At 72.7% G+C, this 13268-nt stretch carries 11 protein-coding genes; 8 read left to right on the plus strand and 3 right to left on the minus strand.

The window, feature by feature from the left end; genetic code table 11:
- Positions 1–17: 17 nt before the first annotated feature.
- On the plus strand, positions 18–638 hold the full coding sequence (locus BLW76_RS17810; protein WP_091308626.1) for a TetR/AcrR family transcriptional regulator: 621 nt from the start codon (positions 18–20) through the stop codon (positions 636–638).
- A gap of 164 nt (positions 639–802) precedes the next feature.
- Here the strand turns inward: BLW76_RS17810 and BLW76_RS17815 are convergent, their stop codons facing one another.
- Positions 803–2470, minus strand: a complete 1668-nt coding sequence (locus BLW76_RS17815; protein ID WP_091308629.1) for a GGDEF domain-containing protein — start codon at positions 2468–2470, stop codon at positions 803–805.
- Positions 2471–2598: 128 nt separating this feature from the next.
- Between BLW76_RS17815 and BLW76_RS17820 the strand changes: the two genes are divergently transcribed.
- Together BLW76_RS17820 and BLW76_RS17825 are read left to right on the plus strand one after the other, a co-directional pair.
- Positions 2599–2946: an ArsR/SmtB family transcription factor gene (locus BLW76_RS17820; protein WP_091308632.1), complete on the plus strand. Its 348-nt coding sequence runs from the start codon at positions 2599–2601 to the stop codon at positions 2944–2946.
- Positions 2943–3581, plus strand: coding sequence for an SRPBCC family protein (locus BLW76_RS17825; protein WP_091308635.1), 639 nt, complete (start codon positions 2943–2945; stop codon positions 3579–3581). Before BLW76_RS17820 ends, BLW76_RS17825 begins: the two co-directional genes overlap by 4 nt.
- Here the strand turns inward: BLW76_RS17825 and BLW76_RS17830 are convergent.
- Positions 3578–3919 (minus strand): PASTA domain-containing protein, encoded by a 342-nt coding sequence (locus BLW76_RS17830; protein ID WP_091308638.1) that lies wholly within the window; start codon positions 3917–3919, stop codon positions 3578–3580. The two genes, BLW76_RS17825 and BLW76_RS17830, sit on opposite strands and share 4 nt — an antisense overlap.
- Positions 3920–3993: 74 nt before the next feature.
- Between BLW76_RS17830 and BLW76_RS17835 the strand changes: the two genes are divergently transcribed.
- The 5 genes from BLW76_RS17835 to BLW76_RS17855 all read left to right on the plus strand — a co-directional run bounded on the left by BLW76_RS17835 (position 3994) and on the right by BLW76_RS17855 (position 11905).
- Positions 3994–5556 (plus strand): deoxyguanosinetriphosphate triphosphohydrolase family protein, encoded by a 1563-nt coding sequence (locus tag BLW76_RS17835; RefSeq protein WP_091308641.1) that lies wholly within the window; start codon positions 3994–3996, stop codon positions 5554–5556.
- Positions 5557–6116: 560 nt separating this feature from the next.
- Positions 6117–8990, plus strand: coding sequence for a S8 family serine peptidase (locus BLW76_RS17840; protein WP_091308643.1), 2874 nt, complete (start codon positions 6117–6119; stop codon positions 8988–8990).
- Between the two features lie 104 nt (positions 8991–9094).
- Entirely contained in the window at positions 9095–9754 is a 660-nt protein-coding gene (locus tag BLW76_RS17845) for an acVLRF1 family peptidyl-tRNA hydrolase (RefSeq protein WP_091308646.1), read from the plus strand.
- Positions 9755–9889: 135 nt separating this feature from the next.
- Positions 9890–11518: an ABC-F family ATP-binding cassette domain-containing protein gene (locus tag BLW76_RS17850; RefSeq protein ID WP_091308648.1), complete on the plus strand. Its 1629-nt coding sequence runs from the start codon at positions 9890–9892 to the stop codon at positions 11516–11518.
- A 177-nt stretch (positions 11519–11695) separates the two neighbouring features.
- The gene (locus tag BLW76_RS17855) at positions 11696–11905 is read left to right on the plus strand and encodes a helix-turn-helix domain-containing protein (protein ID WP_003071237.1); all 210 of its coding nucleotides are present in this window, start codon (positions 11696–11698) and stop codon (positions 11903–11905) included.
- On the opposite strand, the gene BLW76_RS17860 is transcribed toward BLW76_RS17855, so the two are convergent.
- Positions 11892–13244, minus strand: a complete 1353-nt coding sequence (locus BLW76_RS17860; protein ID WP_091308650.1) for a glycosyltransferase 87 family protein — start codon at positions 13242–13244, stop codon at positions 11892–11894. The two genes, BLW76_RS17855 and BLW76_RS17860, sit on opposite strands and share 14 nt — an antisense overlap.
- Positions 13245–13268: the final 24 nt, after the last annotated feature.

Genomic DNA, 13268 nt, shown 5'->3' on the forward strand with positions numbered 1-13268 from the left:
GCTGTACCATCGAATTGATGACGATACCCGAAGGTGCGCGGCGCCGGTACGCATCGCCGGTACGCGAGGAACGCGCGCGGCGCACCCGTGCCCACGTGGTGGCGACGGCGGGGAAGCTGTTCGCCGCGCGGGGCTACGCGGGCACGAGCATGCGGCAGATCGCGGCGGAGGCGGGCGTGAGCCTGGAGACGGTGACGCAGACGGGCCGCAAGCCCCAGCTGCTGCTGGCGGCGTTCCGCGACGGCTTCGCGGGCGACCCGGACGCGCTGAACCTGGACGCCGTGGCGGGCCCGGCAGGCCCGGCGGACCTGCCGCCGGTGGTGTCCCGGGTGGCGGCGGGGCTGCGCGGATCGCTGCCGATCTGGCGCGCCTTCACGACGGCGGCCGCGGCGGACGCGGAGGTGGCGGCGGTCCGCGCGGAGCTGGCGGTGGTGCGCCGCGCGGACATCGCCGCACGCCTGGTGGCGTCGGGCATGGCCGACGGCGGCGAGATCGGGAGGCTGGCGGACGCGATCGGGCTGCTCATGTCGCACGAGGCGTACGACCACCTGACGGCGGTGTGCGGCTGGACGCACGAGGAGTACGTGGCATGGGCCGCGAAGGCGGTCCCGGCCCAGCTGACGCTCGACTGGCGCTGATCGCTGTTGTCCGGCCGCCAGCGCCCCAATGTGGCGTTGGTTGCGTTGGACGCACCGAACGCCACATTGGGTGCGTTGGATGCACCGAACGCCACATTGGGTGCGTTGGATGCACCGAACGCCACATTGGGTGCGTTGGATGCACCGAACGCCACATTGGGGCGCTAACCCGCGGCCGCCTGCAAGCCCCGGGATCCGATGCCGCGCAGCACTTCCACGCGGTCCGAGCCCGGGCGGCTCAGCACCCAGCTCGACCCCGGCACCGCCTTCGCGCGCTTCTTCAACGGCGCCAGCAGCCGCGAAACCTCCTGGTACGAACCGATCGCGTCGCTCGCGCACACCAACGTCGCCAGCGACACCGTCACCGGCAGGCCCTCCGCCGTCCACGTCCGGTCCAGCAGCGCCGCCGCCACCGTCGCGATCTCGTCGACGTCGCAGACCACCAGGAAGTCGTCGCCGCCCACGTGGCTCACCCGCATCCGGCGCAGGCCGGCCGCCAGCTCCGTCAATGCCCCGCCCAGCTCGCGGATCAGGTGGTCGCCCGCCGCGAAGCCCGCCGTGTCGTTGACCGTCTTGAAGCCGTCGATGTCCAGCCACGCCGCCACGAACGGCTCGCCGATCGTGATGCGGCGGGCGACGTCGCGGGCGACCGTGTCGCTGCCCGGCAGCCGCGTCAGCGGGTTCAGTGCCGCCGCCGCTTCGACCTTCGCCTCCGCCACGCCGCGGACCACCTCGGTCACCAGCACCACGCCGAGGCAGCGGCCGAGCTCGTCGACCACGACCACGTCGTCGCCGGTGCGACCCCAGTCGGCGTCGGTGACCAGCTCGAGGAACTCCATCGCGCCCGCGCGGGCCTCGATCGTGTGCGGGGTGTCGGCGAGCCGGGCCGCGGGGCGCTTCGCGTGCAGCGCGTGCCCGTACGGGCCGGTGACGGCCACCAGGAACCGGGTCCGGTCGACCGACCAGCGCGGCCGGTTCAGCTCGTCCACCCCGACCACGCCGCTCGGCGCGTCGGCCGCCGCCAGCACCGCGCGGACCTCGTCGCAGGTCGCCGACTCCGGCAGCGTCGTCGCCGGGCGGAGGAAGTCGCCGACGCACGGCGCCGGTGCCCCGGCCGTGGGGCGGCCGCGGGTGAGCAGGGCCGGCGCGGGACCGGCCGCGGTCGGCGGGGCGAGGAGGTGCCCCTGGGCGATCCGGACGCCGAGGCCGCGGACGGCGTCGAGCTGCGCGTCGGTCTCCACGCCGGTCGCGACGAGCCGGGTGCCGGTGCGGTTCGTGTAGTGCAGCAGCGCCTCGACCACGGCGACGGCGGCCGGTTCGTCCGGCAGCCCGCGCAGCACGGTCCGGTCGAGCTTCACCAGGTCGATCGGCGCCTCGACGAGCAGGCCCAGCGGCAGGTCGCCGCGCCCGAGGCCGTCGAGCGCGAGCCGGAAGCCGAGCTCGGTGAGCGCCCGCATCCCGCCGAGCGCCCGGCCGGCGGGCAGCGGCGCGAACGGCGGGCCGATCTCGAGGACGACGTCGCGGGTGCGGCGGCCCGCGTCGCCGAGCGCGGCGAGGAGGTCGTCGTACAGCGACGGCGGCGCGGCCAGGGTGCGGGCGGAGAGGTTCAGGTGCAGGGGCAGCGACGTCGGGTTTTCGGCGTCCTGCCGGACGGCGGCGACCGCGAGCCCGAGGTCGGCTTCGGCGAGCCTGCCGTCGCGGCGCGCCTGCGCGAGCAGCTCGGGGACCGCTCCGCGGCCGGGCCTGGCCAGCGCTTCGTGCGCCACGACGCCTCCGGTGTGGAGGCTGTACAGCGGCTGGAAGGCGAAGCGGACCGCGCGTGGCGACTTCACGGCCTCGATCGTCGCGGGTCGCGCGGCGCAGCGGAACCGATGTCGGCTGATGTTCACCGGGGCTTACCCACATCGGACCAACTGTTTCAGCCTTGACTTATATAAGTGGCCGCTTGTAGCTTGACGGGGTGCACGCGTTCGACGTCCTCGGCGACCCGGTCCGCCGCCGGATCCTCGAGCTGCTGGCCGACGGCGAACAGGCCGCCGGCGCGGTGACCGAGGTGATCCGGGCCGAGTTCGGCATCTCGCAGCCGGCGGTGTCGCAGCACCTGAAGGTGTTGCGGGACAATGGGTTCGCAGTCGTCCGCCAAGACGGGACGAGACGGCTGTACGCGGTCGGCCACGCGCCGCTGCGGGACGTCGACGGCTGGCTCGACCGGTTCCGCCGGTCCTGGACGCCGCCGCTGGACGCGCTGGCCACCGAAATCGCCCGCGGCAAGCGCGAGCGCCGTCTCGACCAAGGAGAATCCCCGTGATCGACGTCAGCCACCAGATCAGCGCCGTCCGCCGGACGGTCGGCCGGCGCGTGCTCGAAGCGGGCGACGCGCGCGTCATGACGATCAGCCAGGTCTACGACACCGACGTCGACGACATGTGGGACGCGGTGACGAACCCCGAGCGCATCCCGCGCTGGTTCCTGCCGGTGTCCGGCGAGCTGCGCGTCGGCGGGAAGTACCAGCTGGAGGGCAACGCGGGCGGCACGGTCGAGCGCTGCGACCCGCCGAAGAGCTTCGCGGCGACGTGGGAGATGCACGGCGGGGTGAGCTGGATCGAGGTCCGCCTGACGCCGGAGGGCGACGGCACCCGGTTCGAGCTGGAGCACGTCGCGCACGTCGACGACCACTGGGACCAGTTCGGCCCGGGCGCGGTCGGCATCGGCTGGGACATGGCGCTGACGGCACTGGTCCGGCACCTGGCGGCGGACCCGTCGTACGTCGTCGACCCGGCCGAGGCGATGGCCTGGATGGCGTCCCCGGAGGGCGTCTCGTTCGTCACGGCGGCGGGGGAGGCCTGGTACGCGGCGCACGTCGACGGCGGGGAGGACGAAGCCGTGGCCCGCGCCCAGGCCGACCGCTGCCTGGCCGCCTACACCGCCCAGCCGGAGGCCTAACGGTCGTCGTACTTGACCGCCGTCAGGGTGATCACCGCGTCGGCCGGGACCTCGGTGCCGGGCGGCGGGTCCTGGGCCGTCTGGCGCCAGTTGCGGTCGATCACCAGGGCCCGGCCCTGGCCGGTGCCGTCGACCTCGCGCAGGTTGTAGAGCCCGGCGCGCTGCATCGCGTTCTGGGCGTCCTGGTGGTTCATGCCCGAGACGTCCGGGACCTTGATCAGCTTCGCCGGAGCCGAGGTCGCCGTCGCCGTCGACGTCGACGTCGACGTGCCGGGCTCGCCCGGCGGGGCTCCGCACGAGGCCGTGGCGAGGGCGAGTGCGGCCAGGGTCGTGACCATCCGTCGGGGCATACCTCCGGAGTACCCACGCGCCTGCCCGCCGTTCAGGTGAACCTGCGGATAAGGTCGGGCGCATGGATCAGGAGACCGACCCGCGGGCCGCGCGGCGCGATCCGGTGGCGAACGTCGGCGGGTTCACCGACCTGGCGACCAGCCCGTTCCGGATCGACCGCGACCGGATCGCCGCGTCGCCGTTCTTCGCCCGCCTCGGCGGCGTGACGCAGGTCGTCAGCGCCGGCGGGGCCGGGCTGCTGCACAACCGGCTCACCCACAGCCTCAAGGTGGCGCAGGTCGCGCGCGCCGTCGCCGAGCGCATCGCCACCGGGCCCGACGCCGCGCTGGCCGACAAGCTGGGCGGCTGCGACCCCGACGTCGCCGAGGCCGCGGCGCTCGCCCACGACCTCGGGCACCCGCCGTTCGGGCACCTCGGCGAGCAGACGCTCGACCGCATCGCCCGCCACCGCTTCGGCCTCGCCGACGGCTTCGAGGGCAACGCGCAGACGTTCCGCATCATCACGACGACCGACGTGCGCGGGCCGTCGGCCATCGGGCTCGACCTGACGACGGCGGTGCGCGCCGCCGTCCTCAAGTACCCGTGGCTGCGGCTGCACCACCCCGCGCCGCACCCGTCGGCGATGGCCGTGCCGCCACGCGGCGCCGGCGAGCCGGGCGACCTCCCGGGCACCGGCGCGGCCAAGTTCTCCGCCTACGCCACCGAACTCGACGACTTCGAGCAGGCGCGCGCGGCGTTCGCCGGCCGCGTCGAAGGCTGGCAGCAGACCGTCGAAGCGTCCGTGATGGACACCGCCGACGACATCGCCTACGCCATCCACGACCTGCAGGACTTCCACCGCATCGGCGTGCTGCAGCACGCGCCGGTCGCGGCGGAGCTGGGGGAGTGGCTGGAGCACGCGGTGGAGCTGGCGTCGCTGGACGACGAGACGCTGCACGCGGAACTGCGCCGCCCGGGCCGGTCACTGGAGCGCCTCCGCCGCCGCATGCACGCGAAGGACGCCTGGATCGTCGACGACGACGCGTTCGCCGCGGCGGTCGCGCGGGTGCGCGCGGAGCTGGTCGACGGGCTTCTGGCGGGCGAGTTCGACGGTTCGATCGAGGCAGAGCAGGCGACGGCGGCGTTCTCCGCGAACTGGACGTCCCGCCTGGTCGACGGCGTGTTCGTGCTGCCGTCCCCGTCCACCCGCACCGGCCACGTCTCGCTGCGGCCCGCGCAGTGGCACGAGGTCCAGGTGCTCAAGTTCGTGCACCGCCGGTTCGTGCTGCTGCGCCCGGACCTGGCGTTGCACCAGCGCGGCCAGGCGGGCTTGGTGACGAGCCTGGTCGACGCCCTCGACGCATGGCTGCTCGACCGCGACGAGGTCTCCCGCCTGCCCCGGCGGTTGCACGACCTGGTCGAGCTGGCCCGCGCGGAGTACGCGGGCCTGGCCCGCACGTCACCGGAGCTGCTGGTGGGGGCAACGGGCGAGCCGGTGACGGGCGCGGACGCGGTGCGCGGGCTCGCCCGCGGGCGAGCGGTGGTCGACTTCGTGGCGTCGCTGACGGATAAGCAGGCGGTGACCCTACTGGACGCGCTGTCCGGGCGGGCGTCGCAGCCGTGGTCGGATTCGTTCGTGCTCTGAGTGGCCGGGGCGGGCCGGGCCGGTCGCCGGGGCAGGCGCCGGTCGCCGGGAGTGGCTGGGACTGGATTCGTTGGCCGCGCCTCGCCGCCTACCGCACCTTGCCCCGCCTCCCGCAACACCGCCGATCTCGCGTGATCGCAGGCGGGACTCGCGTGATCCGGGCCGTGACTCGCGTGATCCGGGCCGGGACTCGCGCCGCCCATGCTCCCGCGGCGCGTAACGAACTTTCCCCGTCGCCCCGCCGGTTGCACGGTCCGGTGAGTTGCATGTGGACATCCCAGTCCGTGAGCGCCCTTGCGCTCGAGGGTGGAGCGATCATTTGTCCGCTCCGTGTCCGGTGACCGGTTCACCGCTGCGCTGAACGGCCTACAACATCCGGCCCGTTCGGGAAATTATCTGTCCTTTGTCACTCGAACGGCTGATGTTTACCGAGAACTCGCGGTACTTAGCTGGATCCAGCCGGTGATCACCGGCGTCGGTCAGCGTGAGTCGGGGCACGCGCCTTGGAGATTCGGAGGGCGCCCGTGCGTCGTACCCGTTCCACGAGATCGAGATCCACTGTGTTCACCGCCTCGGCCGCGGCGCTGCTCGCCGCGCTCGGGCTGGTTTCCCCGCCTGTCGCGGGGGCCGCACCCGCGTCCGCGCCGGACGCGTTCAGCGAAACCGCTCAGCAGCAGATCGCCGCCCTGCAGGCGGTCAAGGCGGGCCGCACCGCCACCGAGTCCAAAGTGGACAGCAAGCTGCTCGTCGCCACCAAGGGCGTCGCGAAGCAGCTGAACAGTTTGCAGTCTGGGGCCACCGTTTCCGCGGCCGGGACCGTCCTGGTCGACATCCGCGCGAGCAAGGTCTCGCCCGACCTCCTCACCGGGCTCACCAAGGCCGGGGCCGGCATCCGCGCGGTGTCCGACCGCTACGGCAGCGTCCGCGCCGAAGTGCCGCTCGACAAGGTCGGCGAGATCGCCGCGCGCGGTGACGTCAAGCGCGTCGAACAGGCCGACCAGGCGATGACCGCCCGGGAACTGGCCACGCCGGCGACGGCGCCGGAAAAGACCGAAACCAAGCAGCAGAAGGCCGACCGCATCGCCGGTGAGCTGCAGAAGGCCGTGGCCGCCAAGACCCAGCGCAGCGCCGCCGCGGCCGCTCCGCTGGTCAGCGAAGGCGACCGCGCCCACAACGCCGACCTCGCACGCCAGCAGTTCGGCGTCACCGGCGTCGGCGTCAAGGCCTGCGCACTGTCCGACGGCGTCGACTCCCTCGCCGCTTCGCAGGCCAGGGGCGAACTGCCGGCCGTCGACGTCATCGCCGGCCAGGAGGGCGACGGCGACGAGGGCACCGCAATGCTCGAGATCATCCACGACCTCGCGCCCCGCGCCGCGCTCGGCTTCGCCTCGGCGTTCAACTCCGACGCCAGCTTCGCGGACAACATCCGCAAGCTGCGCTTCGAGTCGCACTGCGACGTCATCGTCGACGACGTCATCTACTTCAAGGAATCGCCGTTCCAGGACTGGATCATCGCCCAGGCCGTGAACGACGTGACCGCCGACGGCGCGCTGTACTTCTCGTCCGCGGGCAACGAAGGCAACGTCGCCAGCGGCACCGCCGCGCACTGGGAAGGCGACTTCGTCGACTCGGGCAAGTCGGTCGGCAAGTTCGCCGGCACCGCGCACAACTTCGCCGGCGCGGCGGGCAACCAGATCTACGAGCCGATCTCGAACGCGTCCTCGGCCAGTGTCCCGGTGACGCTGCACTGGTCGGACCCGCTCGGCGCGTCCGCGAACGACTACGACCTCTACCTGCTCAACTCCGCGGGCGCGGTCGTCAGCTTCAGCCAGGACGTCCAGACCGGCACCCAGGACCCGTACGAGCGCGTCACGACGCCGGCCTTCGGCGGCACCGGGCTGCGGCTGGCCGTCGTGAAGTTCTCGGGCCAGAACCGCTACCTGTCGCTTTCCGCGCTGCGCGGCCGGTTCTCCGACTCGGCCGACGGGCTCAAGGCCTACAACACCCCGGGCGTGACGGTCGGCCACTCGGCCGCGCGGGACGCCTTCAGCGTCGCGGCCGCCCCGGCGGCCAAGGCGTTCGGCCGAGCCCTCGAACCGGGCGACCCGGCCAACCCGGCGGGCCCGTACCCGGGCGCGTTCAGCGGTGCCACCAAGGCCGAGCGGTTCACCTCCGACGGTCCGCGCCGCGTGTTCTACGAGGCGAACGGCACGCCGATCACCCCGGGCAACGTGTCCTCGACCGGTGGTGAGGTCCGGAACAAGCCGGAGATCACCGCGGCCGACGGCGTCACCACCAGCGTCACCGGGTTCAACCCGTTCTTCGGCACCTCGGCCGCCGCACCGCACGCGGCCGCCATCGCCGCGCTCGTGCTGTCCGGCAACCCCGGCCTGCCGCCCGCGGAGGTCCGCGAAGCGCTGATCAACACCGCGATCGACATCGAAACCCCGGGCCGCGACAACTTCACCGGGGCCGGCGTCATCCTCGCGGACAAGGTGCTCGCCTACACCGGCGCCAGCCCGCAGCCCCTCGCGGTGGCCAAGCAGCCGACGGTCACCCCGGCCGACGGCGGCTCGGCGCTCGACCCGGGCGACACCGCCAAGGTGACGCTGCCGGTGACCAACGACGGCGACGGCACCGCGGTGTCCACCAGCGTCGTGCTCACCAGCCCGACCCCGGGCGTCACGGTGGCGCCGCGGTCCAAGTCCTACGGCACCATCAGCCCGGGACAGACCGGCGTCAACGACTTCACCATCACCGTCCCGGCGAGCCAGCAGCTCGGCGCGCCGGTGGTGCTGAACGCCCGGGTCAGCTTCGCCGGCTCGCACTCGCCGACGACGTCGACGTTCTCGCTCCCGGTCGGCACCCCGTCGCCGGTCGCGCAGGACTTCGCCTACACCGGCGCGCCGGTGGCGATCCCGGACAACAGCCCGGTCGGCGCGTCGGTGACCATCCCGGTCACCGGGGTCGGCCGCGCGTCCAAGGTGACGTTCTCCGTGGACGGCACGACCTGCAGCACCGACCCGAACTCGACGACGGTGGGTCTGAACCACTCGTACGTCGGTGACCTGGTCGGCACGCTGACGGCGCCGTCCGGGGCGAAGGCCACGGTGTTCCAGCGCAACGGCAGCTCGGGCAAGAACCTGTGCCAGGTCGTCTTCGCCGACAGCGCGGCGGCCGCGTTCAGCACGGTGACCTCGGCCAACGCGCCGTTCACCGGCACCTGGCGGCCGACGCAGGCCCTGACCGGCAACCTCGCCGGCGCGGCGGTCGACGGCACGTGGACGTTCGCGGTGGTCGACGCGGCCGGCGGCGACGCCGGGTCGATCCGCTCGGTCGCCCTGCACATCAACGGGTTCGTGCAGCCCGCGGCGGCCGGCGCGCCGTCGCACGTGCGGGGCTACACGAACAACGGGCCGGTGCATCCGCTGTAGTCCCCAAACACCCCAATGTGGCGTTCGGTGCGTCAGACGCACCGAACGCCACATTGGGTGCGCTGGACGCAACCAACGCCACATTGGGGCGCTACCTTCTGCCCATGGCGAAGGCACGGCAGGTCTCCGGTGGCGGGCGTGCCGTGGAGGTGCCGCCCGAGCGCCTGGACGGCTTCTTCGTGCGCTTCGCGGAGCGGCACGGCGGCATCACCGCCACCGAAGCCGGGCCGGACGAGGTCCGGGTGATCGCGGCCGACGGCAGCTCCGCGACCGCCACCGTGCCGTTCGGGCCGCTCAGAGAACCGTCTGTGGCCGGGCTCGTCGCCCATGGGCTGGTGCCGCGGCGCATCGCGCTCCTGCTCGTCCGCCTCGGCGGGCACAGCGTCGGCATCGCGCGGGACGGCCGGATCGAGGTCTCGCGCACCGACCGGCACCTCGTGCAGGGCCGCTCGGCCGCGGGCGGCTGGTCGCAGCAGCGCTTCGCCCGGCGTCGCGCGGGGCAGGCCCGGCACGCGCTCCAGGACGCGGCCAAGGACGCCTTCGAAGTGCTCGTCCCGCGGTTGTCCGAAATGGACGCCGTGGACGCCGTGGTCCTCGGCGGCGACCGCCGCGCCCTCGACGAGCTGCGCGGAGACCGTCGATTGGCGCCGCTGTTCGCCCGCGCGGAACCCCGCGTACTGGACGTCGGCCAACCGAGCCGGGCCGTGCTCGAGGAGGCGGCCGTCCGGGCACTGTCCGTGCAGGTCACGCTGCGCGACGGGTGAGTCCGCACACGTCCGGAAAATCCGCTGGACCGCGGCCCGTACACTGAGCTTCGTGGATATCCAGCTGGAGTGACGCCGCGGCCTCGAGCCGCCTGCCGCTGTCCTCCGTACGCCCCCTTTCCACGGGAGTTTCCCTTGATCACGGCCACCGGCCTTGAGCTGCGCGCTGGTTCGCGCATCCTGCTCAACGGCGTCACCCTCCGCATCCAGCCCGGCGACCGCATCGGTCTCGTCGGCCGCAACGGCGCGGGCAAGACCACCTCGCTGAAGGTCCTCGCCGGTGAGGGCGAGCCGCACGCCGGCGACGTCCGCCGCACCGGTGAGCTCGGCTACCTGCCGCAGGACCCGCGCGAAGGCGACCTGTCGGTCACGGCGAAGGACCGCGTGCTCTCCGCCCGTGGTCTGGACAAGCTGATGCGCGACATGGAGAAGGCGCAGGCCTCGATGGCCGAGCTCGTCGACGACGCCGCGCGCGACAAGGCCATCAACCGCTACGCCCGGCTCGAAGAGCGCTTCGCCTCCCTCGGCGGGTACGCCGCGGAGAGCGAAGCCGCGCGGATCTGCTCCAACCTGGGCCTCGCCGACCGCGTCCTCGCGCAGACGCTGCAGACGCTTTCCGGTGGCCAGCGCCGCCGCGTCGAGCTGGCCCGGATCCTGTTCGCCGCGGCCGAAGCGGGCGCCGGCGGCAAGTCCGAGACGATCCTGCTGCTCGACGAGCCGACCAACCACCTGGACGCCGACTCCATCAACTGGCTGCGCGGCTTCCTCAAGCAGCACGACGGCGGCCTGGTCGTGATCAGCCACGACGTCGAGCTGCTGGCCGACGTCGTCAACAAGGTGTGGTTCCTCGACGCCACCCGCGGCGAGCTCGACCTGTACAACATGGGCTGGCAGCGCTATCTCGACGCGCGCGCCACCGACGAGAAGCGCCGCCGCCGCGAGCGCGCCAACGCCGAGAAGAAGGCGTCGGCGCTGCAGCAGCAGGCCGCGAAGCTCGGCGCGAAGGCGACGAAGGCCGTGGCGGCCAAGAACATGGCCCGCCGCGCCGAGCAGATGCTGTCCTCGCTCGAGGACACCCGCCAGGCCGACAAGGTCGCCCGGATCAAGTTCCCGGAGCCCGCGCCCTGCGGCCGCACCCCGCTCACCGCGGAGGGCCTCTCGAAGTCGTACGGCTCGCTGGAAATCTTCACCGGCGTCGATCTCGCCATCGACCGCGGTTCGAAGGTTGTCGTACTCGGGCTGAACGGTGCCGGAAAGACGACTTTGCTCCGGCTGCTCGGCGGAATGGAAACTCCGGACACCGGATCCGTCGTTCCGGGTCACGGATTGCGTTTGGGATATTACGCACAGGAACACGAAACTCTTGATCATGACGCGTCGGTGTGGGAAAACATCCGACATCTCGCTCCGGACACGGGAGCGCAGGAGTTGCGCAACCTGCTGGGCTCGTTCCTCTTCACCGGCGAACAACTCGACCAGCCGGCAGGCACGCTTTCCGGTGGTGAGAAGACCCGCCTCGCGCTGGCGGGCCTGGTCTCCAGTGCTGCCAACGTGTTGCTGCTCGACGAGCCGACGAACAACCTGGACCCGGCCAGCCGGGCCCAGGTCCTGGACGCCTTGCGCAGCTTCGCCGGTGCCGTCGTCCTGGTGACGCACGACCCGGGCGCGGTCGAGGCGCTGGAGCCCGAGCGGGTCATCCTGCTGCCCGACGGAACCGAGGACCACTGGTCGGCGGACTACCTCGAACTTGTCCAGCTTGCGTGACGGTGCGTCCATTCGGGTGCAAGATCACTCGCCGTAGAGCACTGGAATGGCCCAATGTGATCGCAATTTCGGCTGTTTCGCGTCTGTCGTCTGGCATTCCGGCGCTCAGTGTTCGATCATTGCCCCGGCAGGGGCCGATATGTGGCCCAGAACACTCTCGGCGGGAAGGCGATCGACGTGGCTGATCTCAAGAAAGGCGCGCGGATCACCGGCAACACGCGCGACAAGCTGGCCGCTGACCTGAAGAAGAAATACGAGAAGGGCTCGAGCATCCGGGCACTGGCGGAGTCGACGGGGCGGTCCTACGGGTTCGTCCACCGGGTGCTGTCGGAGTCCGGCGTCCAGCTGCGGGGGCGCGGCGGGGCCACCAGGGTCAAGAAGAAGTAGTCGCGGGACGCTGCGCGGGGGGCGCAGCGGGAACTTCGGCCACGCGGAACGCCAGGTGGGCCCCGAGCAGGACCAGCGGGTACACCAGGTAGCCGTACCGGGTGGCCGGGGTGAGCAGGATCAACGCGCCGAGTCCGACGGCGATGCGCAGCAGTGCGGCGGAGCCGTTCGCGGGGGGCCGGCGCACCAGCCAGCCGATCATCGCCACGGCCGCGGCGCCGACGAGCACGAACGCCGCCACCTGGCCGACCGGGCCGGTCTCGGCGATCAGGTGGCCCGGCAGCGGACTGGCCGCGGGCGAGCGCACGACGCCCATACCGAGCGGGAACCGGAACACGTGCTCGACGAAGGCCGCCGGATCCACCAGGTACACCGGCAGGTGCAGGGCGGCCGTCGTCGCCACCAGCGCCGCCGCGAACCGGCCCAGTGCCGCCCAGTCGAGGCCGTTCCCGCGGCGGACCAGCACGAGCACCGCCAGGACGGCGGCCGCGGGCGCGACGATGAGCTTCGCGCTGACCACCAGCGCCAGCGCCAGCCCCGACCAGGCGATCCGCCCGGTGGCCGCGAGCGCGCAGCTGAGCACCAGCAGGCCCACGATGGCCAGGTCCGGCCCGGCCACGGCCCAGGTGAGCGCGGTGAGCGGGCAGGCCAGCGCGAGCTGCGCGGCGCCGACCGGCACCTTCGGCCACTTCAGCAGCTTCAGCGTGCCCAGCACGCACGCGCAGGCGGCCAGGGCGAACATCCACCGCGCGTCGGTGAGCGCGTTCGCCGGCGGGGTGCCGCCGAACAGCGCCCGCGGCAGCCCGAAGACCGCCATCACCGGGCCGTACGGGGTGTAGTCGTTCACCTCGGGGGCCCGGCCGAGCGCGGTGACGTCGACGTACGGGGTTCCGTGGTGCAGCAGCAGATCCGCGGACCGCTCGATCACCCAGACCTCGGGCTGCGCGGCCCACGAGCCCGGCGTGATCAGCCAGTCCCGGCCGGTCAGGCGGCGAATCACGAGAAGCGCCAACGGGAGGATCATTCCCAACAGGGCGACCGCGGCGATGCCGCACCAGCGTGAGCCCGGCAGGCCGCGCGGCGGCCGCCCGCGGCGGGCGGACAGCAGGAGGTAACCGCTGTGCAGCGCACCGAAGCCGTAGGCCGCCGTCGCGAAGTTGCCCCAGACGCGGTAGCCGTAGAACTCCGACACCAGCGCCGTCGGCAGCGCGAAAGCCAGGCAGACCAGGTAGAAGCCCAGGTCCCAGCGCAGGGGGGCGGCCTCTGCGGTGCGCGCCGGTGCCGTGAAGAGCCGGGCCGCGCGCCGCCATGCGGGCGCCTGGCCCACCTCCGTTTCCACGTCGCCAGGCTACCGAGAGGCGTT

The organism is Amycolatopsis tolypomycina, assembly GCF_900105945.1.
In the GTDB taxonomy this organism is placed as follows: domain Bacteria; phylum Actinomycetota; class Actinomycetes; order Mycobacteriales; family Pseudonocardiaceae; genus Amycolatopsis; species Amycolatopsis tolypomycina.

Coding starts and splice junctions, on each gene's coding strand:
- BLW76_RS17810 (WP_091308626.1), top strand. CDS start 18: ATGACGATACCCGAAGGTGCGCGGCGCCGGTACGCATCGCCGGTACGC.
- BLW76_RS17830 (WP_091308638.1), bottom strand. CDS start 3,919: ATGGTCACGACCCTGGCCGCACTCGCCCTCGCCACGGCCTCGTGCGGA.
- BLW76_RS17845 (WP_091308646.1), top strand. CDS start 9,095: ATGGCGAAGGCACGGCAGGTCTCCGGTGGCGGGCGTGCCGTGGAGGTG.
- BLW76_RS17835 (WP_091308641.1), top strand. CDS start 3,994: ATGGATCAGGAGACCGACCCGCGGGCCGCGCGGCGCGATCCGGTGGCG.